The sequence below is a fragment of the Xanthobacter luteus genome, assembly GCF_040049235.1.
GTDB lineage: Bacteria > Pseudomonadota > Alphaproteobacteria > Rhizobiales > Xanthobacteraceae > Xanthobacter.
The window spans coordinates 362,142-384,385 of record NZ_JBDZDO010000003.1 but is presented as its reverse complement, the minus strand read 5'-3'; the positions used below and the strand labels follow the sequence as shown (position 1 = coordinate 384,385).

The window sequence follows — 22,244 nt, the reverse complement described above, 5'->3', positions numbered from 1 at the left end:
TTCTGGCACCGTGCCCCCGTCCGTCGGGAGAGGCGCATGGTTTTCTGGGTTCCCATCCTGAGCTGGGGCGCGGCGCTCCTGTTCGCCCTGCTCACTGCGCTCAAGGCGCCCGCGCCGCGGCCGGCGTCCTTGTGGGCGGAGCGGCTGGTGGCGGGCATCTGCCTGTTTCCGGTGGGGCTCATGGGCCTGTGGGCGGCGCTCGGCCACATCGCCTTCCCGGCGCAGGCGGCGCAGGCCATCGGCTGGGCCACGAGCCCGTTCCAGTTCGAGGTGGGGGTCGCCAATCTCGGCATCGGCCTTTCCGGCGTGATCGCCGCTTTCTTTCGCAACTGGGGCTTCCGGGCCGCCGTCGCGGTGGTCGCCGCCGGCTTCCTCGGCGGCGCGGCGGTCGGCCATCTGGTGCAGATCGCGCGGACCGCAAACCTGGCCGCGGGCAATGCCGGGCCCATCCTCTACACCGACATGCTGACCCCGCTGGCGCTCATCGTGCTGCTGGCGCTCACCTGGCGCGCGGACCGCCGCGACCCCATGTGATGGGGAGCATTGGCCCGGAGGCACCATGAGTGACGGGGAGAGGCGCGACGAGGAGAGGAACCGTTTCTCCGCCCGCGCTCTGCGCTATGCGCGCGTGGGCGCCGGCATGGGCGGCGTCGCCGCCCGCATGGCATCGAGCCGGCTGATCGGCGGCGAGGGCGGCGCCAACGCCGCCGCCCTCGCCGCCGCGCTCGGGGGCCTGAAGGGGCCGCTCATGAAGGTGGCGCAGCTGATGGCCACCGTGCCGGACCTGCTGCCGCCGGAATATGCCGCCGAGCTCCAGAAGCTCCAGGCCGACGCCCCGCCCATGGGGTGGGCGTTCGTGAGGCGCCGCATGATGGCGGAACTCGGCCGCGACTGGGAGGCGCGCTTCGCCGCCTTCGAGCACAAGCCGGCCGCCGCCGCCTCGCTCGGCCAGGTGCACCGGGCAACCACCCTCGACGGCGAAGAGGTGGCCTGCAAGCTCCAATATCCCGACATGCAGGCGGCGGTGGAGGCGGACCTCGCCCAGCTCGATCTCCTGTTCTCGCTCCATCGCCGCATGAGCGCGGTGATCGACACGCGCGAGATCGCGGCGGAGATCGGCGAACGGGTGCGCGAGGAGCTCGACTACCGCCGCGAGGCCAAGCACGCCGCGCTCTACGCGGCGATGCTCCAGGACGAGCCCCGGGTCAGGGTGCCGCGGGTGCGCGCCGAGCTGTCCACCGGCCGGCTCCTCACCCTCCAATGGCTCGAGGGCGAGCGGATCCTCGGCTTCGTCGACCACCCCTTGGCCGAGCGCAACCACCTCGCCGAGGCCATGTTCGCCGCCTGGTGGATGCCGTTCAGCCGCTTCGGCGTGATCCACGGCGACCCGCACCTCGGCAACTACACCGTGTTCCGCGCCCCCGATGGGGCGCCGACCGGCATCAACCTGCTGGATTATGGCTGCGTCCGCATCTTCCCGCCGCGCTTCGTCGCCGGCGTGGTGGAGCTCTATCGCGGGCTGATGGCGGGCGATAAGGCGCGCATCGTCGGCGCCTACGAGACCTGGGGCTTCAAGGGCCTGAAGCGGGAGGTCATCGACATCCTCAACATCTGGGCCGGCTTCATCTATGGCCCGCTGATGGACGACCGGGTGCGCACCATCGCCGACGGCGTCGCCCCCGGCCAGTACGGGCGGCGCGAGGCGTTCCAGGTCCACAAGGCGCTGAAGGAGCTGGGACCGGTGACGGTGCCGCGCGAGTTCGTGTTCATGGACCGCGCCGCCATCGGCCTCGGCGCCGTGTTCCTGCACCTGAAGGCGGAACTGAACTTCCACCGGCTGTTCGAGGCCGCCATCGGCGAATTCGACGCCGCCGCCGTTGCCGCCCGGCAGCATGCGGCGCTGGCGCAGGCTAGGCTCTTGTAAGGCGGAACGAAACCGGGACGGGCGGCGTTTCCCGCGCCTGAAGGGAGCGAAGAGCCGATGGCACCGCGCGCGCAATGGAAGGGCGTCCTCAAGGCCGGGGCATTGACCTGCCCGGTGGCGCTCCACACCGCCGTGTCCACCTCCGAGCGCATCGCCTTTCACACCCTGAACCGGCCGACCGGCAACCGGGTGCGGCGCGAATTCGTGGATGCCTCGACCGGCACGCTGGTGCCGCCCGAGGACCAGGTGAAGGGTTTCGAGGTCGAGGACGGCCGCTACGTGACGCTCGAACCCGAGCAGGTGGCGGCGGCCGTCCCGGAGAGCGACAAGACGCTGGACATCGCCGGCTTCCTGCCCTGCGATGAGGTGGACGAGATCTATCTCGACCGCTCTTATTACCTGGTGCCCGCCGAGGCCGGCGCGGAGGCGGCCTTCGTGGCGCTGCGCGACGGCCTCAGGAAGGCCAAGGTGGCGGCGCTCGCCCATGCGGTCCTGTTCCGCCGCTTCCGCACCGTCCTGGTGCGTCCGCAGGACGAGGGCCTGGTGGCGACGCTGCTGAACTTCGACTACGAGGTGCGCTCCGCCGCCGATGCCTTCTCGGGCGTGCCGCAGGCCAAGGCCAAGGGCGAGATGCTCGACCTCGCCCGGCACATCATCGACACCAAGCGCGGCAGCTTCGATCCCGCCGCCTTCGAGGACCGCTACGAGGCCGCGCTCGCCGAGCTGGTGAAGGCGAAGCAGGCGGGCAAGACGCCGAAGCGCCCGCGCGCGGCGGCGGGCGGAAAGGTGATCGACCTCATGGAGGCGCTGCGCCGCAGCGCCGCGCCGGACGCCGGCGGGAGCGGCGCGAAGGGCGCGCGATCCACCGGCAAGGCGGGCGCCAAGGCGGCGAAGCCGTCGTCGAGATCGGCGGCAAAGGCCGGCGCGGCCGCCAAGACCCGGCGCAAGGCGGGCTGAGCCATGTCGCTCGCGCCCTACCGCCGCAAGCGCGACTTCTCCCGCACGCCGGAGCCGCGCGGCGCCGGCGGCACCGCAAAGGCGGGCGCCAAGGCGGCGGCGGACGACGCCGCCTTCGTGATCCAGAAGCACGCGGCACGCCGGCTCCATTACGATCTGCGCCTCGAACTCGACGGGGTGCTGAAGAGCTGGGCGGTGACGCGGGGCCCGAGCCTCGATCCCGCCGACAAGCGCCTCGCGGTGGAGGTGGAGGATCATCCGCTCGACTATGGCGCCTTCGAGGGCACCATCCCCAAGGGGGAATATGGCGGCGGCACGGTCATCGTGTGGGACCGCGGCACCTGGCGCCCGCTCGGCGATCCCCATAAGGGCCTCGCCAAGGGCCACCTGGAATTCGCGCTTCACGGCGAGAAGCTGCAAGGGCGCTGGCATCTCGTGCGCATGGCGCCGCGCGCGCGGGAAAAGCGCGTCAACTGGCTGCTCATCAAGGGCGACGACGAAGCCGCCCGCCCGGGCGAGGCGGCGGCCGTGGTGGAGGCGCAGCCGCTCTCGGTGAAGACCGGCCGCGCCATCGAGGAGGTGGCGGGCGAGGCGCCCGGCTGGTCGTCGCAGGCCGGCGGCCCTCTGCCCGGCGCAAAGGCGGCCGAGGCGCCGCGGCAGGGACGGAGCAAAAACAAGGCTCAGGCCAAGGCAGAGGTAAAGTCCCAGGCCAAGACCCGGGCTAAGACACCGGCTAAGGCACCGGCCACAAGCGGGGAGCTCCCCCGGAAGGCGGCGCAGGCGCGGCGCGCGTCCTCCGCCGCGAAGAAAAGCACCGCCTCCCGGCCGCCCGCCGCCGACGGCGATCCCCAAGATTTGCCCGGCGCACGCAAGGCGGCGCTGCCCGACTTCGTCCCCCCCATGCTGGCGAGCCTCGCCGCCGCCGCGCCCAAGGGCGCCGGCTATGTCCACGAGATCAAGTTCGACGGCTACCGCATCCTCGCGCGCATCGCCGATGGCACGGTGCGCCTTTTGACCCGCGGCGGCCTCGACTGGACCGGCAAGTTCGGCACCGCCTTGCCGGCGGCGCTCGCCGGCCTGCCCGCGCACGCGGCGCTGATCGACGGCGAGGTGGTGGTGGAGACCGCCTCCGGCGCGTCGGACTTCTCCGCGCTCCAGCAGGATCTGTCCGAAGGGCGCGCCGACCGGTTCGTGTTCTACGCCTTCGACCTCCTCCACCTCGACGGCGCGGACCTGCGCGCGGTGCCGCTGGTGGCGCGCAAGGCGCGGCTTCAACGGCTTCTGGCGGGCGCGCCGGCGCCGCTGCGCTTCAGCGCCCCTTTTTCCGACGACGGCGCGCTGGTGCTCGCCCATGCCTGCCGCCTGTCGCTGGAGGGGATCGTCTCGAAGCGCGCGGACGGCCGCTACCGCTCCGGCCGCAGCCGCGACTGGATCAAGGCCAAGTGCTCGGCCTGCCAGGAATTCGTCGTCGCCGGCTTCACCCCCTCCTCGGTGTCAGACGACGCCATCGGCGCGCTGGTGCTCGGCGTCTATGAGGAGGGCCGGCTGGTGCCCGCGGGCCGGGTCGGCACCGGCTTTTCCGCCGCCGTCGCCCGCGATTTGTTCAAGACCCTCTCCGCCTTGGCGACGCCCAAGAGCCCCTTCGCCGCCCCGCTGCCGGCCGACGCGGCGCGGCACGCGCGCTTCGTGCGGCCGGACAAGGTGGCGGAGGTGGAGTTCCGCGGCTTCACCGCCGATGGCCGCCTGCGCCACGCCTCGTTCCGCGGGCTGCGCGAGGACAAGCCCGCAAAGGACGTGGTGCGCGAGATGCCGACCCAAAAGAGCGACAAGCCGCCGCGCCGCACGGTGCCCCTCACCCATCCGGACCGGCTCTATTGGCCCGAAGCGGGCATCACCAAGGAAGGTCTTGCCGATTACTGGATCGAGGCCTTCCGGCTCGCCGCGCCCCATATGGTCGGACGGCCGCTGGCGCTGCTGCGCTGCCCCGAGGGCATCGAAGGGGAGCGCTTCTTCCAGAAGCATCTGTGGCAGGGCGCGAACCGCCACATCGTTGCGGTGCACGACCCCAAGGACAAGGCCGGCGCGGCGCTGGTGAGCATCGACAGCCTCGACGGGCTGCTCGGCCTGGTGCAGGCGGCGGCGCTCGAGATCCACCCCTGGGGCTCGACGCTGGCCGACTGGGAGGCGCCCGACCGCATCGTCATGGATCTCGATCCCGACGCGAGCGTGCCGTGGGAGACCACCATCGCCGCCGCCCGCGAGATCGCCCAGCGCCTCAAGGACGCCGGCCTGGTGCCGTTCGTGAAGACCACCGGCGGCAAGGGGCTCCACGTGGTGGCGCCGCTGGTGCCGAAGGCGCGGTGGCCCGAGGTCAAGGCGTTCGCCAAGGCCATGGCCGACGCCATGGCCGCCGACAGCCCGGACCTCTTCGTCGCCACCATCGCCAAGGCGAAGCGGCGCGGGCGCATCCTGATCGACTATCTGCGCAACCAGCGCGGCGCCACCGCGGTGGCGCCCTATTCGCCGCGCGCCCGCGCCGGCGCGCCGGTCTCCATGCCGCTCGCCTGGGACGAACTCGGTCCCGAGATCGGCCCGGCCTATTTCACCGTGGGCAACACGCCGGTGCGCCTCGCCGCCCTCGCCGCCGACCCCTGGGCGGCGTTCGCCGCCGCGGCCGCGCCGCTGCCGGCCGGCGCCACGCGCGCGAAGCGCCGCGCGGGGGTCTGAGCCGATCGCCTTCTAATGCGGGCTCATCATCTGGGCGAGCGCATGCTCCATGGCGGCGGGCGAGACATAGATCAGTCCGTCGAATGGCGAACTCATCTCCAGGATCAGGAAGATCGCACCGCCGAGGCAAACCGCGCACAGCAGCAGGGCGCCTATGGAGACCCGGTTCACCGGCGCGAACAGGCCGAAGCTCATGAAGATGAGGGTGAGCCAGACGATCAGCACGCCGATGAAGAGGGGCGGCACCGTGGTCACGCTCTCCTCGATCACGGTGCCGCGCAGGAGCGAGAGGTTGCGGCAGCGGTCGAGCGCCTCCGCCTGAAGCTCCTGCTGCAAATGGTTCGCCGGGGCGAGGGCGCGCACCGCGCGGATCACGTCCAGGAACTGCACCTGTGCCCAGGGATCGCGAACGCCGGCATCTGACGCGCCCCAGGTCACGGCGAGAAGCTGCCGGGAGAAGGTTTCGAGCGCCGCGCGCGCCGGCGCCGCGCCGGCGCCATACTCGCGCAGCGCTTCGTCAAGAGTGAGCATGTAAGCGGAGAAATGCTGCACGTCTCGCGCGGTGGCGTCGAAGTTTCCCTTCACCGAGGCGGTCATGAGGCCGAGGATCAATGACGCGACCGCCACAACCATGCCGACCCCCAGCTTCACGGCGTCCTGCGTCTCCTTGGCGAGGTGGTGGTCGGCGAGCCCGCGCGCCATCCTCATGCCGAGCAGGGCGCCGCCGCTCAGCGACAGGAGGACGATGACCGCGATCAGGACGGATGACATGGGGGATCTTGCCGTGCGGGGGACCGGCGCTACCGGGGCGGGAAGTCTGGTTCCATAGGCAACGGCGGAGTAATCTTCAAGGTCTCGCTACGGCAAGCAGCGCGCGCTTGCGGGCGAGATCGAGATAGCCGGTGAACACCTCGCCGCCGATCACGTAAGCGGGGGTGTCGAGGACGCCGAGCGCCGAGGCGAGCGCCGCCGCCTTGGCCAGCGCCTCGGTGTATTCCGGCTGGATCGAGGCGTTGAAGACCTGGAACCGGTCGAGCCCCGCGCGCTGCGCCGCGGCGAGGGCGGCGACGCCGTCCACCGGCCCTTCGCTTTCCGCTAGGGCGAGATAGAAGGTCTCGAACCGCTCGATTCCCTTGGCGAGCACGGCGAGCGCCACCCGTGCCGCCTCCAGCGAGCGCACGTCGAACAGCGGCGCCTGGACCAGGCCATAAGCGAGCTGCGCATCCGAGGCCAGCAGCTCACGCATGTCGAGCGCCGAGCGGCGCCAGTCGGCGGCGTTGAAGTCCACGAGTTCGGTGATGCGCGGCGCCGTGCGCGCCGCCCCGAGCACCGCCTTGCCCGGCAGCGCCCCGAGCTTGGCTGCGGCCTCGCCGGTCAGCGGCGCGCCGGTGGCGGCCGATCGCGCGGCGCATGGCAGGCAGGTGGCCCCGAGGGCCCCCGCGGCGGCCCGCAGCAGAAGGCGGCGCGTCGGCCCGGCTCGTCGCATGTGGCCCGCCATCGCCCGCGCTCCCGTTGCGGCTATTCGGCGGCTTCGACCGGGGCTTCCGCCGCCAGCTTGGCCTCCGCGTCCTCCTGGGTCTTGAGCACGTCGGGATGCGGCATGGAGATGATGTTGTAGCCGGAATCCACGAAATGGACCTCGCCGGTAACGCCGGTGGACAGATCCGACAGCAGGTAGAGCGCCGAGCCGCCCACCTCTTCGATGCTGACCGTGCGGCGCAAGGGCGCGTGGCGCTTCTGGTAGTTGAACATGAGCCGGGCGTCGGCGATGCCGGCGCCCGCGAGCGTGCGCACCGGCCCGGCCGAGATGGCGTTCACGCGGATCCCCGCCGCGCCGTAATCGGCGGCGAGGTAGCGCACCGAGGCCTCAAGCGCCGCCTTGGCGACGCCCATCACGTTGTAGTTGGGCATCACGCGGGTCGAGCCGCCATAAGTGAGCGTCACCAGCGCGCCGCCGTTGGGCATCAGCGCGGCGGCGCGCTTGGCCACCTCGGTGAACGAGAAGCAGGAGATCACCATGGTGCGGGAGAAGTTCTCTCGGCTGGTGTCGGCATAGCGGCCCTTCAGCTCCGACTTGTCGGAGAACGCCACCGCATGCACCAGGAAGTCGAGGCTGCCCCAGCGCTCCTTGAGCGTCGCGAACACCTGGTCGACGCTCGCCAGGTCCTCCACGTCGCAGGGCATGAGGAAATCGGAGCCGAGGCTCTGGGCGAGCGGACGCACGCGCTTGGCCATGCCCTCGCCTTGGTAGGTGAAGGCAATTTCGGCGCCCTGGGTGGCGAGCGCCTTGGCGATGCCCCAGGCGATGGAATGGTCGTTGGCGACGCCCATCACCAAGCCGCGCTTGCCCTTCATCAGATCCTGCATCGCCCACCCTTAGAGCAGCTTCGTTGGCGCCCTTCGCAAACCTCGCCGGGCGGCGCCACCACCGCTTTCATGCGTCCCGAACCGGACCCTCGCTCACGCGTCGAGGTGCTTCAGCACCAGGCAGGCATTGGTGCCGCCGAAGCCGAAGCCGTTGGAGAGCACGTGGCCGAGGCTCGCATTGTCGACCCGCTCGCGGACGATGGGCATGTCGGCGAAGGCGGGGTCGATCTCCTCGATGTTGGCGCTCTCGGCGATGAAGCCGTTCTGCATCATCAAGATGGAGTAGATGGCCTCGTGCACGCCGGTGGCGCCCTGGGAATGGCCCGTCAGCGACTTGGTGGCCGAGATCGGCGGGCACTTGGCGCCGAACACCTCGCGGATCGCCTCGATCTCCTTCAGGTCGCCGATGGGGGTCGAGGTGGCGTGCGGGTTGATGTAGTCGATGGGCGCCTTGACGGAGCTCATGGCGAGCGTCATGGCGCGCGCCGCGCCCTCGCCGGAGGGGGCCACCATGTCGGCGCCGTCGGAGGTGGCGCCGTAGCCGGCGATCTCCGCATAGATGCGGGCGCCGCGCGCCTTGGCGTGCTCCAGCTCCTCCAGCACCACCACCCCGGCGCCGCCGGAGATGACGAAGCCGTCGCGGTTCTTGTCGTAGGCGCGCGAGGCCACCTGCGGGCGGTCGTTGTAGCCCGAGGACATGGCGCCCATGCCGTCGAACAGGACCGACAAGGTCCAGTGCAGGTCCTCGCAGCCGCCGGCGAAGATCATGTCCTGCTTGCCGTACTGGATCAGCTCGTAGGCGTTGCCGATGCAGATGTTGGTGGTGGCGCAGGCGGCCGAGATGGAATAGCTCAGCCCCTTGATCTTGAACCAGGTGGAGAGCGTCGCCGAGGCGGTGGAGGCCATGGCCTTGGGCACCGCGAACGGGCCGACGCGCTTGGGGCCCTTCTCGCGGGTGATGTCCGCCGCGTCGACGATGGCCTTGGTGGAGGAGCCGCCCGAGCCCATGACGAGGCCGGTGCGCGGGTTGGAGATCTCGGCCGGCTCGAGCCCGGCGTCGCGGATGGCCTGCTCCATGGCCACGTGGTTCCAGGCGGTGCCGCCGCCGTGGAAGCGCATGGCCCGGCGGTCCACCACCTCCTCCGCATTGAGGGTCGGCGCGCCGTGCACCTGGGAGCGGAAGCCGAGCTTGGCGTAGTCGTCGGCGAACGAGATGCCGCTCTTGGCCTCGCGCAGGCTCGCGAGCACCTCCTGCGTGGAATTGCCGATGGACGAGACGATGCCCATCCCGGTTACGACGACGCGGCGCATGGCACGTCCCCCATTCATCACGTTGACAGTATGGCCCTAAGATCGTGGCACCGGCTTGTCAGGCGCCCGCGGTCTCCGGCGCCATGTCCGTCTTGAACAAGCCGACCCGCAGGTCCTTGGCGCGGTAGACCACGGTGTCGTCGGCCGCGAGCCAGCCATCGGCGATGCCGAGCACGAGCCTGGAGCGCATGACGCGCCTGAAGTCGACGCCGTAGACCACCTTCTTCACGGTGGGCAGCACGGTGCCGGAGAATTTGAGCTCCCCCACCCCCAAGGCGCGGCCGCGGCCCGGCGAGCCGAGCCAGCCGAGGAAGAAGCCCACCATCTGCCACAGCGCGTCGAGGCCCAGGCAGCCCGGCATCACGGGATCACCCTTGAAGTGGCAGGCGAAGAACCAAAGGTCCGGATTCACGTCGAGCTCGGCCCGCACGAAACCCTTGCCGAACTCGCCGCCGGTCTCGGAAATCTCGGAGATGCGATCGAACATGAGCATGGGCGGCAGCGGCAATTGCGCGTTTCCTTGCCCGAACAGCTCGCCACGTCCGCACGCGAGGAGATCTTCATACTCGAAGCTGGTCTGCCGTTCCGCCATTTCTCGCCGGTTTCGCCATGCTGCCCGTCAGGTTCGCCATGAGGGCCCCGGAAGGGTCGTTTCCACCGAGCCCGAGGGCCCGCCCCCGCGGACGAGGGCGGCACTCCCTAACATAGGCAAGGGCGCGCTCAAAGTCATGAAAGCGTCACGCGCGCGATAAGTCGCGTCTTGGGGCACCGCGCGTGCGGATTCGCGTTAGGCTAGGGGCGCGGCAGCGCCCGACAGCCAGCCCGACAGCCAGGGAGACGACGTCATGCTCACCAGCATGCTGAAGGAATTCAGGGACTTCGCAGTCAAGGGCAACGTGGTGGACCTCGCGGTCGGCGTGATCATCGGCGCCGCCTTCGGCAACATCGTCTCCTCGCTGGTGGCGGACATCTTCATGCCGGTCATCGGCGCGGTCGCGGGCGGGCTCGATTTCTCCAACTATTTCCTGCCCTTGTCCTCAGCGGTGACGGCCGACAACCTGGCCGACGCGAAGAAGCAGGGGGCGGTCGTGGCCTACGGCTCGTTCATCACCATCGCCATCAACTTCCTCATCGTCGCCGCGGTCCTGTTCCTTTTGGTGCGCGGAATCAACACCTTGCGGCGCCAGCAGGCGGAGAGCGCGGCTAAGGCGCCGCCGCCGGCGCCGACCACCACCGAGGCGCTGCTGGGCGAGATCCGCGACCTGCTCAAGCAGGGCGCCGCCTCACCGGAGGCCGGCGCCAACCGCCGCGGAGACTGAGGAAAACCCGTCCGCCTTCAGGCACTTGGCGAGGTCCGCCTTGATCCGCCCCACGAGATGGGGGCCGCCGAACACCATCGCCGAGTAGATCTGCACCAGGCTCGCGCCGGCGCGGATCTTGGCGTAGGCGTCGGCGCCGGAGGCGATGCCGCCGACGCCCACCAAAGGAATGCGCCCGCCCGTAATTTGGTAGAGGGCCGCAAGCCGTTCCGTGGACAGGGAAAACAGCGGCTTCCCGGAAAGACCGCCAGCCTCGCCCTTGAACGCACTCTTCAGCGATGCCGGCCGCGAGAGCGTGGTGTTGCCCATGATGAGGCCGTCCACCTTGGTCTCCAGCGCCACCGCCGCGACGTCGGAAAGTCCTTTGTCGTCAAGGTCCGGCGCCACCTTCACCAGGAGCGGCGGGCGGCGGGCGGGGTCGGGGATGGCGGCGTCGCGCACCGCGATGGCGCGGGCGATCAGGGTCTCCATCTCCACCCTGGCCTGGAGCGCGCGCAGGCCCGGCGTGTTGGGCGAGGAGATGTTGCACACGAGGTAGTCCGCGAGGCGGCATGTTGCGGCTATTCCCGCCGCATAATCCTCGCTTGCGTCCTGCGTATCCTTGTTCTTCCCGACATTCGCCCCGACGATACCCGCGCCGCCCGCCGCCCGGCGCCGGCCGAGGCGGTAGACGAACGGGGCGAGCCCCTGCGAATTGAAGCCGAAGCGGTTGATCACCGCCTCGTCCTCCTCCAGGCGGAACAGGCGCGGCTTCGGGTTGCCGGGCTGGGGGCGGGGCGTCACCGTGCCCGCTTCGACGAAGCCGAAGCCGAGCCCGAGCAGAGCGTCCAGCGCCTCGGCATTCTTGTCGAAGCCGGCGGCAAGGCCCACCGGGTTGGGAAAGGACAGGCCCCACACCGTGGTGGCGAGCACCGGGTCGTCGTCCCCGCCGCCCTTGGCCGCCGGCGGCACCAGGCCGCGCCTCAGCGCCGCGAGCGCCAGCTCGTGGGCGCGCTCGGGGGAGAGGAGGCCGAGCGCCGGGCGCAGCAGAGCGTAGAGGTCCATCGCCGGCGCCTTCACTCGCCGGTGGTGGCGGTGCCGCCATGGGCCTTCGACCAGGCGTGGGGATCGTTGAGGAACGCCTCGATCTGGCCCACCTGCTCCGGCGGGAAGGTGTTCATCTCCTTCACCTGCGCCAGCACGTCCCACCAGGTGGCGAGGCGGTGCAAGGTGAGGCCGGCGTCTTTGAGGATGCCGGCCGATTCGGCGAAGATGTCGTAATAGAAGAACACGAAGCAGTGGGCGCATTCCGCTCCGGCATCGCGCAGCGCGTTCACGAACAGCACCTTGCTCTTGCCGTCGGTGGTGAGGTCCTCCACCAGCAGCACCCGCTGGCCCTCCGCGAGGTGGCCCTCGATCTGGGCGTTGCGGCCGAAGCCCTTGGGCTTCTTGCGCACATATTGCATCGGCAGCATCAGCCGGTCGGCGACCCAGGCGGCGAACGGGATGCCGGCGGTCTCGCCGCCCGCCACCGCGTCGAACGTCTCGTAGCCCACCTCACGGAAGAGCGTCGAGATGCCGAAGTCCACCAGCGTCTGGCGCACCCGGGGGAAGGAGATGAGCCGGCGGCAGTCCACATAGACCGGGCTCGCCCAGCCCGAGGTGAAGATGAAGGGCTCGCCGGAGGAGAAGCGCACCGCCTCCACCTCGATCAGCATGCGGGCGGTTTCCCTGGCGATGGTGGCCTTGTCGGGAAAAGCGGTGACGTTCGCCATGGGTTGCGCCCCTTCGTCTGTGTTCGGTCGCAGCGGCATATAACAGAGGCGCGGGCGATGGGCATCCTGGATGCGGCGCGCGTTCGCTTGGCTTCCTCTCGCGCCGGCACGAAGAGCTTCCTCCGGCGCTATCCGGAAACCCTCCTCGGCCTTCCGGCCTTCCGGGGCCGGTAGAGGCGCCGTAATCCCCGACCTTGGGGCACCGGAACACGCTGAGCGCGGCCAAGGGCGAGAGGATGTCACCGCCGGTGGCAATCCAGCCCTGCAGATCGATCCGCTCATGGCGCCCGTCCTTCCAGAGGACGAGGAGTTCGTGTTTGCCGTTCGCGGCGACGGCCTCGATCCGCGGCGTGTTCCTGTCCATGGCCGCCTCCTTTCAGGCGATAGGGAAACGAGGGTTGATCCGGTTCCGCTCGGCGGCGATTGCCTCGCGGTTGTCGCGAGCCCAGGCCATGATGGCCTTGGATGCCTGCGCCGAGAGCGCGCCGCGCAGGAGGGAGAGGGTCTCGATCTCGACGAGGGCCTCGAAGTCCGGATGTACGGCATGGAAGTACGGGGGGCGGGTCGTCGTTGGCGTAGACCCGGATGATGACCTTGCCGATCTGGTGAAGCTTGCCCATCTCCGTCCCGCGCCATCGCCGATTTAAAGCACTCCGAAAATCAGATACTATTTGTGGGCGCCGATGCGCGACCTTGGCTTCGCCGCCCGGTTCGGGATCGCGGTCATGATCGCCATTTCCGCCAGCGACCAGCCTGAGGAGCCGCGGAGGCGGAAACGCCTCCCGCATTGACGCCGTCGCCCCATCCCCTATGCTGCGCCACGGCATCGCGACTCGCCCTATCAGGAGTGGCGCGGGGCCGATCGGACGATCCCTGCGGGAGAGACCGGCCGTGTGGTGGCGCCTTTGACAGGGCCTGCCGCATGGGGCCGGCGCCGAAGGCGCAACCGCCCCGGAACCGCTCAGGCACAAAGGGCCGCAGGGGGACGAGACTCTGGAAAGCAGCGCACCTCCTGCGAAGGGAGGCATGCGCTCACCGAAGGAGTAAGCCGCGCCCTTCCACGAGGCGCGGTGAAATCTCTCAGGTTTCCCGGACAGAGGGGGCGCCGCGCGGACCCGGACACGGGGCCGCCAGCTTGGCGCATCCTGTCGGGAGCCTTCCATGGCGCAGCCGGACGAAAACGCGGGTCCCCTCCGGAAGACCCCGCTCCATGCCGAACATCTTGCCCTCGGCGCCCGCATGGTGCCGTTCGCCGGCTACGAGATGCCGGTGCAATATGCCGACGGCATCCTCGCCGAGCACAATTGGACCCGCGCCCATGCGGGCCTGTTCGACGTCTCCCACATGGGCCAGGCGATCCTCCAGGGCCGCGACCACGCGGCCACCGCCCGCGCGCTCGAGGCGCTGATCCCGGCCGACATCCTCACCCTCGCCGAGGGCCGCCAGCGCTATTCCCAGCTGCTCGCCGAAGACGGCGGCATCATCGACGACCTCATGGTCACCCGCCCCGCCGGCCACGGCAATGACGGGCGCCTGCTGCTGGTGGTGAACGCCGCCCGCAAGGAGGTGGACTTCGCCCACATCGCCGCCCGCCTGCCGGCCTCGGTGCGGCTCGACGTGGTCGACGACCGCGCCTTGATCGCGCTCCAGGGCCCCGAGGCCGCCATGGTGATGGAGCGCCACTGCCCCGACGCGCTCGGCCTCGGCTTCATGGAGGCCGGCGTCCTTTTGGTGGACGACTTCCCCATGCAGGTGGCCCGCTCCGGCTACACCGGCGAGGACGGCTTCGAGATCTCCGTCCCGGCGCTGCAGGCGCCGGTTCTGTGGGCGCGCCTCATGGAGGAGCCGGAGGTCAGGGCCATCGGCCTCGGCGCCCGCGACAGCCTGCGGCTCGAAGCGGGCCTGTGCCTCTACGGCCACGACATCGATTTGACCACCTCGCCCATCGAGGCCGCGCTCGCCTGGTCGATCCAGAAGCGCCGGCGGCTCGACGGCGGCTTTCCCGGCGCCGCGCGCATCCAGCGCGAGCTGACCGAGGGCACATCCCGCATCCGCGTGGGGCTTCGCATCGAGGGGCGCCAGCCGGCCCGCGAGGGGGCGGAGATCGCCGCCGCCGGCACCGTGATCGGCACCCTCACCTCGGGCGGCTACGCGCCGACGCTCGGCGCGCCCGTCGCCATGGGCTACGTGCCGCCGGCCTATGCCGCGCCCGGCACGGCGCTGGAGGTGCGGGTGCGCGGCCGGGCGCTGCCCGCGACGGTCTCGGCGCTGCCCTTCGTGCCGACGCGCTACCACCGCAAATCCTGAACCGGGGGCCTCAAGTCATGACCAGCGTGCGCTACACCAAGGACCACGAATATGTCCGCCTCGACGGCGACGTGGCGGTCGTGGGCATCTCCGAATTCGCCCAGAGCCAGCTGGGCGACGTGGTGTTCGTCGAGCTGCCCGACGTGGGCAAGACGGTGGAGAAGGGCAAGGAAGCCGCGGTGGTGGAGAGCGTGAAGGCGGCGAGCGAGGTCTATGCCCCGCTGTCCGGCGAGGTGGTGGAGGTGAACGAGGAGCTGGAGGGCAATCCCGGCCTCGTCAACGAGGACGCCGAGGGCAAGGGCTGGTTCCTGAAGCTGAAGCTCGCCAGCGCCGCCGAGCTCGACGACCTCATGGACGCCGACGCCTATAAGGCGTTCCTCGAAACCCTGGGCTGAGGCCGCCATGAGCCAACCGCAGACCGCACTCGTGCGCTGGGAGCGCGGCGATCAGGTGTTCACCGACGGGCGCTATTCGCGCGCCCATCGGTGGGTCTTCGACGGCGTCGAGGTGGCTGCCTCCTCCTCGCCCGCGGTGGTGCGCGTGCCGCTCTCGCAGGCGGACGCCGTCGACCCCGAAGAGGCGGTGGCGGCCGCGCTCTCCTCCTGCCACATGCTGTTCGTGCTGGACTTCGCCCGCAAGGCCGGATTCCGCGTGGATCGCTACGAGGACCGCGTGGCGGCCGCCATGGGCAAGAACGAGCGCGGCAAGACCCTGATCGCCAGCGTCACCCTGAACCCGGCCATGGTGTTCTCGGGCGAGACGCGGCCCACCCAGACGGACGTGGAGGCGCTGCACCACAAGGCCCACGAGGAATGCTTCGTGGCCAACTCGCTGCGCGCCGAAGTCATCATCAACCCCACCTTCACGACGGCCTGAAAGCGGACCCGCATCATGCGCTATCTGCCCCTCACCCCCGACGACCGCGCCGAGATGATGGCGCGCATCGGCATCGTCGACGTGGACGCGCTGTTCGTCGACATCCCGAAGGACAAGCGCGAAGACGAGCTGCCGGACCTGCCTCTGGCCAAGGGGGAATTGGAGGTGGAGCGCCAGCTCGCCAAGCTCGCGGCGAAGAACGTGCCGGCGGGATCGGTGCCGTTCTTCGTCGGCGCCGGCGCCTATCGCCACCATGTGCCGGCGAGCGTCGACCACCTGATCCAGCGCTCGGAATTCCTCACCTCCTACACCCCCTACCAGCCCGAGATCGCCCAGGGCACGCTGCAATATCTGTTCGAGTTCCAGACCCAGGTGGCCGAGCTGACGCAGATGGAGGTGGCCAACGCCTCCATGTATGACGGCTCCACCGGCACCGCCGAGGCGGTGCTGATGGCGCACCGCGTCACCCGGCGGCGCAAGGCGGTGCTGGCGGGCAATCTGCACCCCCACTACCGCGCCACCGTCGAGACCGTCTCGCGCTACGCCAATGACGCGGTGGTGGCGCTGCCCCCGGCGCCGGCGGGCGGCGAGGACCTTGTCGCCGCCATCGACGACACGGTCTCCTGCATCGTCGTGCAGTCGCCGGACGTGTTCGGCAATCTGGTGGACCTCAAGCCCATCGCCGCCAAGGCGCACGAGATGGGCGCCCTGCTGATCGCCGTGTGCACCGAGGCGCTCGCGCTCGGGCTCGTCGAGCCGCCCGGCACCCAGGGCGCCGACATCGTCGTCGGCGAGGGCCAGTCCATCGGCAATGCGCTGAATTTCGGCGGACCCTATGTGGGCCTGTTCGCCACGCGCACGAAGTTCATCCGCCAGATGCCCGGCCGCCTCGTCGGCGAGACCGTGGATGCCGAGGGCCGGCGCGGCTTCGTGCTGACGCTGTCGACGCGCGAGCAGCACATCCGGCGCGAGAAGGCGACCTCCAACATCTGCACCAATTCCGGCCTGTGCACGCTGGCCTTCACCATCCACCTCTCGCTGCTCGGGCGCGAGGGGCTGACGCGGCTCGCGCGCCTCAACCACGCGGCCGCCTGCGATCTTTCCGACCGGCTCGCGGCGGTGCCCGGGGTGGAGGTGCTGAACGCGAGCTTCTTCAACGAGTTCACCATCCGGGTGCCGGGCGACGCGGCGGCCGTGATCGAGGCGCTGGCGGCAAAGGGGGTGCTCGGCGGCGTGTCCTATGCGCGCCTCGCGCCCAAGGCCGGCCTCGGCGATTTGATCCTGGTCGCCGCCACCGAGACCACGACCGAGGACGACCGCGCCGCTTATGCGGCCGCGCTGAAGGAGGTGCTGGCATGAACCGCGAAGGCCGGGGCGCCACCGCCCTCACCGCCGGGAGCTCCGCCCAGGGGCCCAAGACCTTCACCGGAAACCGGGGCCTGGACCTGGAGGAGGGGCTGATCTTCGAGGTCGGCCGCGCCGAAGTGTCGGGCGTCGACATCCCCGAGCCCGCCGCCTTCCGGCCCCGCCTCGGCGGGCTGGAGCGCCAGGTGGCGCCCGATCTGCCGGGCCTCTCCGAGCCCGAGGCCATGCGCCATTACGTACGCCTCTCGCGCATGAATTACGGCATCGACAGCGGCCTGTTCCCGCTCGGCTCGTGCACCATGAAGCACAATCCGCGCCTCAACGAGAAGATGGCGCGCCTTGCCGGCTTCGCCGATCTCCACCCGCTGCAGCCGGTGTCCACGGTCCAGGGCGCGCTGGCGCTGATGGCGGAGCTGTCGCGCTATCTGCTGGAGCTCACCGGCATGAGCGCGGTGGCGCTGCAGCCCAAGGCCGGCGCCCATGGCGAATTGTGCGGCATGATGGCCATCAAGGCCGCGCATTTGGCGCGCGGCGAGGGCCACCGGCACGTGGTGCTGGTGCCCGAGAGCGCCCACGGCACCAATCCCGCCACCGCGGCGCTGATCGGCTACGAGGTGCGCGCCATCCCCGCCCGCGCCGACGGCACGGTGGACGTGGCGGCGGTGAAGGCGGCGCTGGCGCCCGAGGTGGCGGCGCTGATGCTCACCAATCCCAACACCTGCGGCCTGTTCGAGCCGGACGTGGTGAAGATCGCCGCGGCGGTGCACGCGGCCGGCGCCTATTTCTATGCCGACGGCGCCAATTTCAACGCCATCCTCGGCAAGGTGCGGATCGGCGATCTCGGCGTCGACGCCATGCACATCAATCTGCACAAGACCTTCTCGACGCCGCACGGCGGCGGCGGGCCGGGCGCCGGGCCGGTGGTGCTCTCTGGCGCCCTCGCCCCGTTCGCGCCGGTGCCGTGCGTGGTGGCGCGCGACGGCGTGCTGACCCTGGTGGAGGACGAGGGCGCAGCAGGCGCCGAGGCCGCGCTCGGCCGCATGAGCGCGTTCCACGGCCAGATGGGCATGTTCGTGCGCGCGCTCGCCTGGATGCTCTCCCACGGCGCGGACGGCATGCGCCAGGCGTCCGAGGACGCGGTGCTCTCGGCCAACTACATCCGCGCCAGCCTCAAGGACGTGATGAGCGTGCCGTTCCCGGACCGCCCGGCCATGCACGAGGCGCTGTTCGACGACGCCTGGCTCGCCGGCACCGGCATCTCCACCCTCGACGTGGCGAAGGCACTGATCGACGAGGGCTACCACCCCATGACGGTGTATTTCCCGCTGGTGGTGCACGGGGCGATGCTGGTGGAGCCCACCGAGAGCGAATCGAAAGCCTCGCTCGATCTGTTCATCGCCACCCTGCGCGACCTCGCGCTGGCGGCGAAGGCGGGCGACACCGACCGCTTCCTCGGCGCGCCTTTTTACGCCCCGCGCCGGCGCCTCGACGAGACCCGCGCCGCCCGCGCCCCGGTGCTGCGCTGGGTGCGTCCCGCCCCGCTCGACGCGGCGGCGGAATAGCGGCGCCCACCATTCCACCCCGCCCGCGGGCGGAAAAAACCGCGTGAAGCCGGGCCCGGCGGCGTCTATGGTGCCGGGCCCCCGCTTCAAGGGCCGAGGATCAAGGGTGAGAGACATGGCCAATCCCCAGCGCGCCGGCCAGGACGTGGACCCCAAGCTCCTGGAAATCCTGGTCTGCCCGCTCACCAAGGCGCCGCTGGAATATGACCGCGCGCGCCAGGAGCTGATCTCGCGCCCCGCGCGCCTCGCCTTCCCGATCCGCGACGGCATCCCGATCATGCTCGCGGACGAGGCGCGCCCGCTCGACGAGGCGGAGCTGGACGCGCGCCGCTGAGGCTGGAACCGCCCGGCCCGCCGGCGCGTTGAGCGGGCAGGCCGCCGCCCGGCCGCCGCAGCGGAGGCACCCGCCATGGCGCCGCGCGCCTTCTGGACCGGCTATCTCAAGCTCTCCCTCGTCACCTGCCCGGTGACCATGACGCCGGCCACCAGCGCCAGCGGCAAGGTGCGCTTCCACACCCTCAACCGGAAGACCGGCGCGCGGGTCGTCGCGCGCTACGTGGACGCCGTCACCGGCGACCCGGTGGAGGAGGACGACGAGGTCAAGGGCTATCCGGTCGGCGAGGACGCCCACGTGATGCTCGAGGACGCCGACCTCGATGCGGTCCGCCTCGAGAGCACCCGCACCATCGACATCGAGCGCTTCGTGGAGGCCGGCAGCGTCGGCTGGATCTGGTACGACAAGCCGCATTTCCTGGCGCCCGCCGACAAGGTGGGCGAGGAGGCGTTCGGGGTGATCCGCGACGCCATGGTCGCGACCGCGACCGCCGCGGTCTCGCGACTCGTGCTCTATGGCCGCGAGCGCGCCGTCCTGGTGAAGCCCGAAGGCAGGGGCATGGTGCTGTGGACGCTGCATTTCGGCGGCGAGGTGCGGCCCGAGGACGCCTATTTCGCCGGCCTCGCCGACGCCCCCAAGCCCTCCCGCGACACCGCTGCGCTGATCGGCAAGCTCATTTCGGGCAAGATTCTGGATTGGTCCGACGATCTGGTGGAGGACCCGGTGCAGGCGCGCCTGCTGGAATTGATCGCCGCCGGCAAGAGCAAGGCGCGGCGCCCCGGCAAGGGCAAGGGGACGTCCGGCAAAGACGGGGCCGGGGCGGCGCCCGCGGCCGGCAACGTGGTGGACATCACCGAGGCCCTGCGCCGCTCCCTCGCCGCCGAGAAGGCGCCCCGCCCGGGCAAATGAGCCGTCCGGCCGCCGCGCGCTTGGGCTTCCCCTGCCGCGCGCTCTTGGCTTCCTTCGCCGCGCGCCGTCGGCCCCCTTCGCTGCCGTCGCCCTCCGGCTTGACCGGAGGGCCCATGGCCCGCCGTCCCGCCCAACCGCGCGCCGTCGATCGTGCCGTCATGCCCCGGCTTGCCCGGAGGATCCTCCGCGCCGCAGCGCAAGCGTCTGCCGGCGCCGCGCGGGGCAAGCCGCCGCGTGGACGCCTCAGACAAGCCGGGGCATGACAACGGTCAGGCGCAACCGCGTGCCGTTGCCTTCGCGGCCGCCGCCCTCCGGCTTGACCGGAGGGCCCATACCCCGCCGTCCCGCCCCGCCGCTTACTTCTTGCCGGTGCCGGCGCTCGCCACCTTGGGCGGCGGCAAAAGCTGCAGCGCCTGCACCACCTGCTGGCCGAAGCCGTTGAGCAGCGCGTTCTGCTCCGCCACCGAGGTGCTCGCCATCCCCGCCACCACCCGGCAATAGGAGACGATGAGCGCGTTCGCCACGTCCGCCAGCTTCGCCTTGGGGTTCTGCGCCGCAAGCGTGGTGGCGAGCGCGGCGGCGCTGGTCCCCGACACCGGCGGCTTGGGCTTGCCCAGCGCCTTGGCGGCGGCGGCCGACAGGTCCGCCGGCACCGCCTTGCCGTCGTCCGCCGGGCAAGCGAGCTTGGCGGCGAGCGAGGCCGGCTCCTTCACCACCAGCGAGTGACCAACCGGCAGCGCCCAGATGATGGGCTGGCTGTCCACCGGGCCCGAGACCGTGCGGCGCGACACCTCCATGGCCGCCTGGAGCGTGAAGCGGCGCAGCTCGGAATATTTCTGCCAGTCCGGCGCCTTGCTCTTGGCCACCACGGGGCAATAAGCGGCGGTGAGGGCATCGACGACGGTGCCGTTGCCGGCGTCTGAATTGCTGGCCTTGTAGGTGTCCACCATCATGGGGATGGAGCGCTGGCCGCCCGCCATCATGGCCGAGAGCGCGGCCACCGCCTTGGGGTCCGGACCGTCGGCGCCGGGCGCGCCGCCCACGTCCGGGCAGGAGAAGGCCGAGGCGGCCTGGGTGCCGTAGTCCGGCACATGGGCGGTGGCGCGCCAGGCGGCGACCATGGCGGCGGTCACGTTGGCCGGCGCCGCATTGCCCCAGGAGGTGCGCACATAATTGGCGAGGTCGGCGACCTGCTGGTCATCGAGCCGCCCGGCGAAGGAGGGCATGGCGCCATAGGTGCCGCCCGGCGGCAGGCCGCCGAGCACCGCCATGATCACGTTGTAGGGCTCGGCCGCCACCACGGCCGGGTTGCCCGCGAGCGGCGGGATGGTGTCGGCGCGGCCGGTGCCCTTGTCCAGGTGGCAGGCGATGCAATTGTCCACATAAAGCGTCGAGCCGCGCGCATAGGCTGCGGGCGACAAAGGCGAGGCGGCCTGGGGCGCCGGCCGGTCCGGCGGCGCAGGCGCGTCCAGAAGGTAGGTGACGAGCGCGGTGCGGTCGGCGTCGGTGAGGAAGGTGAGCGAATCGTGCACCACCTCCGCCATCGGCCCGAACACCGAGGTCTTGCCGGTGGCCGAGCCGCTCTTGAAGAAGGCCGAGAGGCTGTCGTCGGTCCAGCCGTTCTTCTTCAGCGAGGCGGCGTCGATGTCGGGCGCCCAGAAGCCGTCGATCTCGGCGCCCTGGAACAGGTGCTTGGCCTTGGTGGCGCCCATCAAGTTGCGCGGGGTGTGGCAGTCCGAGCAGTGGCCGAGCGCGGTGGCGAGATAGGCGCCGCGGTTCCACGCCTCGCTCTTGCCCGCCGTGGGGGTGAAGCGATTCTGCTCGAAGAACAGTTCGCGCCAGGCCAGCATGCCGAGGCGGACATTGAAGGGAAAGGCGAGCCCGTTCTCCGGCGGCGTGTTGGGGATCGGCGGAATCTGCCGCACATAGGCCCACAGGGCCTTCATGTCGTCGTCCGAGATGCCGGTATAGGCATCGAACGGCATGGCCGGGTAGAGATAGGCGCCGTCGGCGCGGATGCCGTTGCGCACCGCGTTCACGAACTGCTCGTAGGTCCAGTCGCCGATGCCGGTGGCGCGGTCGGAGGTGATGTTGGGCGAGAAGATGACGCCGAACGGCGTGTTCAGCCCGAGCCCGCCGGCGAACGGCTTGCCCTTGGGATCGGCCGAGTGGCAGGGCATGCAGTCGCCCGCCTTGGCGAGGTATTCGCCGCGCGCGATCAGGGCGGCGTCATCGGCGGCGGGGGCGGCGGCGGGGGCCGGCTGGGCCAGGGCCGGCGCGGCGGCAAGAAAGCCGCACGCGGCGAGCGCGCCGAAGATATTGGAAGACCTGCCCATTTCTGCCCCCTGTGGTGTCGGCCCTGGCGCCGCGCCGCGGGCCTTCCGGACCGGCCGCGCGCGGGACTCGTTTCTTAGCCCTAGCTTGGACATCTTACAAAATAGCGACGCCATTGCAGCCCGGTGTTTCACGGATGGGCCGTGGCGCGCCGAGTTGCCGGGGGCGGCAGGCTTTGCCACATAGGGGACGCGAGAG

Annotated in this window: 21 protein-coding genes and 1 riboswitch; of the genes, 12 read left to right on the top strand and 9 right to left on the bottom strand. The window is 70.7% G+C overall.

All coding sequences use genetic code 11. The features are described from left to right. Positions 1-36 precede the first annotated feature (36 nt). From ABLE88_RS12850 to ligD, 4 genes are read left to right on the top strand one after another with little or no spacing between them, the layout of a single operon-like run. On the top strand, positions 37-534 hold the full coding sequence (locus ABLE88_RS12850) for a DUF6790 family protein (protein ID WP_348832079.1): 498 nt from the start codon (positions 37-39) through the stop codon (positions 532-534). Between the two features lie 25 nt (positions 535-559). Further along, positions 560-1,924, top strand: a complete 1,365-nt coding sequence (locus ABLE88_RS12845; RefSeq protein ID WP_348832078.1) for an ABC1 kinase family protein — start codon at positions 560-562, stop codon at positions 1,922-1,924. Between the two features lie 57 nt (positions 1,925-1,981). Continuing rightward, positions 1,982-2,881, top strand: a complete 900-nt coding sequence (ku, locus tag ABLE88_RS12840; protein ID WP_348832077.1) for a non-homologous end joining protein Ku — start codon at positions 1,982-1,984, stop codon at positions 2,879-2,881. Between the two features lie 3 nt (positions 2,882-2,884). Beyond that, complete coding sequence (gene ligD / locus ABLE88_RS12835) at positions 2,885-5,608, top strand: DNA ligase D (protein WP_348832076.1); 2,724 nt, start codon at positions 2,885-2,887, stop codon at positions 5,606-5,608. Between the two features lie 12 nt (positions 5,609-5,620). Here the strand turns inward: ligD and ABLE88_RS12830 are convergent, their stop codons facing one another. The 5 genes from ABLE88_RS12830 to fabA form a co-directional block, all read right to left on the bottom strand. After that, on the bottom strand, positions 5,621-6,379 hold the full coding sequence (locus ABLE88_RS12830) for a bestrophin-like domain (protein ID WP_348832075.1): 759 nt from the start codon (positions 6,377-6,379) through the stop codon (positions 5,621-5,623). Positions 6,380-6,455: 76 nt separating this feature from the next. Beyond that, positions 6,456-7,106 carry a DsbA family protein gene (locus ABLE88_RS12825; protein ID WP_348832074.1) on the bottom strand — a complete coding sequence of 217 codons (651 nt, stop codon included), beginning with the start codon at positions 7,104-7,106 and terminating at the stop codon, positions 6,456-6,458. Between the two features lie 20 nt (positions 7,107-7,126). Then, positions 7,127-7,975 (bottom strand): enoyl-ACP reductase FabI, encoded by an 849-nt coding sequence (gene fabI / locus ABLE88_RS12820; protein ID WP_348832073.1) that lies wholly within the window; start codon positions 7,973-7,975, stop codon positions 7,127-7,129. A 93-nt stretch (positions 7,976-8,068) separates the two neighbouring features. Continuing rightward, entirely contained in the window at positions 8,069-9,286 is a 1,218-nt protein-coding gene (fabB, locus tag ABLE88_RS12815; RefSeq protein ID WP_348832072.1) for a beta-ketoacyl-ACP synthase I, read from the bottom strand. Between the two features lie 58 nt (positions 9,287-9,344). Next, entirely contained in the window at positions 9,345-9,878 is a 534-nt protein-coding gene (gene fabA / locus ABLE88_RS12810) for a 3-hydroxyacyl-[acyl-carrier-protein] dehydratase FabA (protein WP_348832071.1), read from the bottom strand. Between the two features lie 265 nt (positions 9,879-10,143). Between fabA and mscL the strand changes: the two genes are divergently transcribed. Next, positions 10,144-10,605 (top strand): large conductance mechanosensitive channel protein MscL, encoded by a 462-nt coding sequence (gene mscL, locus ABLE88_RS12805; RefSeq protein ID WP_348832188.1) that lies wholly within the window; start codon positions 10,144-10,146, stop codon positions 10,603-10,605. Here the strand turns inward: mscL and ABLE88_RS12800 are convergent. From ABLE88_RS12800 to ABLE88_RS12790, 3 genes are all read right to left on the bottom strand, one after another. Next, on the bottom strand, positions 10,570-11,649 hold the full coding sequence (locus ABLE88_RS12800) for a quinone-dependent dihydroorotate dehydrogenase (RefSeq protein ID WP_348832070.1): 1,080 nt from the start codon (positions 11,647-11,649) through the stop codon (positions 10,570-10,572). The genes mscL and ABLE88_RS12800 overlap by 36 nt on opposite strands. Positions 11,650-11,660: 11 nt before the next feature. After that, a complete protein-coding gene (locus ABLE88_RS12795) occupies positions 11,661-12,359 on the bottom strand; it encodes an orotate phosphoribosyltransferase (protein WP_348832069.1) in 699 nt (232 codons plus the stop codon). A gap of 376 nt (positions 12,360-12,735) precedes the next feature. After that, positions 12,736-12,870: a hypothetical protein gene (locus ABLE88_RS12790; RefSeq protein WP_348832187.1), complete on the bottom strand. Its 135-nt coding sequence runs from the start codon at positions 12,868-12,870 to the stop codon at positions 12,736-12,738. A gap of 355 nt (positions 12,871-13,225) precedes the next feature. After that, positions 13,226-13,347, top strand: a riboswitch (glycine riboswitch). A gap of 173 nt (positions 13,348-13,520) precedes the next feature. On the opposite strand from ABLE88_RS12790, the gene gcvT reads away from it, so the two are divergent. From gcvT to ku (ABLE88_RS12755), 7 genes are all read left to right on the top strand, one after another. Next, positions 13,521-14,666, top strand: a complete 1,146-nt coding sequence (gcvT, locus tag ABLE88_RS12785) for a glycine cleavage system aminomethyltransferase GcvT (protein WP_348832068.1) — start codon at positions 13,521-13,523, stop codon at positions 14,664-14,666. A 17-nt stretch (positions 14,667-14,683) separates the two neighbouring features. After that, positions 14,684-15,061: a glycine cleavage system protein GcvH gene (gene gcvH, locus ABLE88_RS12780; RefSeq protein WP_348832067.1), complete on the top strand. Its 378-nt coding sequence runs from the start codon at positions 14,684-14,686 to the stop codon at positions 15,059-15,061. 7 nt (positions 15,062-15,068) lie between these two features. Beyond that, positions 15,069-15,542, top strand: coding sequence for an OsmC family protein (locus ABLE88_RS12775; RefSeq protein WP_348832066.1), 474 nt, complete (start codon positions 15,069-15,071; stop codon positions 15,540-15,542). 15 nt (positions 15,543-15,557) lie between these two features. Beyond that, entirely contained in the window at positions 15,558-16,901 is a 1,344-nt protein-coding gene (gcvPA, locus tag ABLE88_RS12770; RefSeq protein ID WP_348832065.1) for an aminomethyl-transferring glycine dehydrogenase subunit GcvPA, read from the top strand. Next, positions 16,898-18,469 (top strand): aminomethyl-transferring glycine dehydrogenase subunit GcvPB, encoded by a 1,572-nt coding sequence (gene gcvPB / locus ABLE88_RS12765; protein ID WP_348832064.1) that lies wholly within the window; start codon positions 16,898-16,900, stop codon positions 18,467-18,469. Before gcvPA ends, gcvPB begins: the two co-directional genes overlap by 4 nt. A gap of 115 nt (positions 18,470-18,584) precedes the next feature. Continuing rightward, on the top strand, positions 18,585-18,803 hold the full coding sequence (locus tag ABLE88_RS12760; protein ID WP_348832063.1) for a Trm112 family protein: 219 nt from the start codon (positions 18,585-18,587) through the stop codon (positions 18,801-18,803). Positions 18,804-18,878: 75 nt separating this feature from the next. Continuing rightward, a complete protein-coding gene (ku, locus tag ABLE88_RS12755) occupies positions 18,879-19,712 on the top strand; it encodes a non-homologous end joining protein Ku (protein WP_348832062.1) in 834 nt (277 codons plus the stop codon). Between the two features lie 356 nt (positions 19,713-20,068). Here the strand turns inward: ku (ABLE88_RS12755) and ABLE88_RS12750 are convergent, their stop codons facing one another. After that, entirely contained in the window at positions 20,069-22,048 is a 1,980-nt protein-coding gene (locus tag ABLE88_RS12750) for a c-type cytochrome (RefSeq protein ID WP_348832061.1), read from the bottom strand. Positions 22,049-22,244 lie beyond the last annotated feature (196 nt).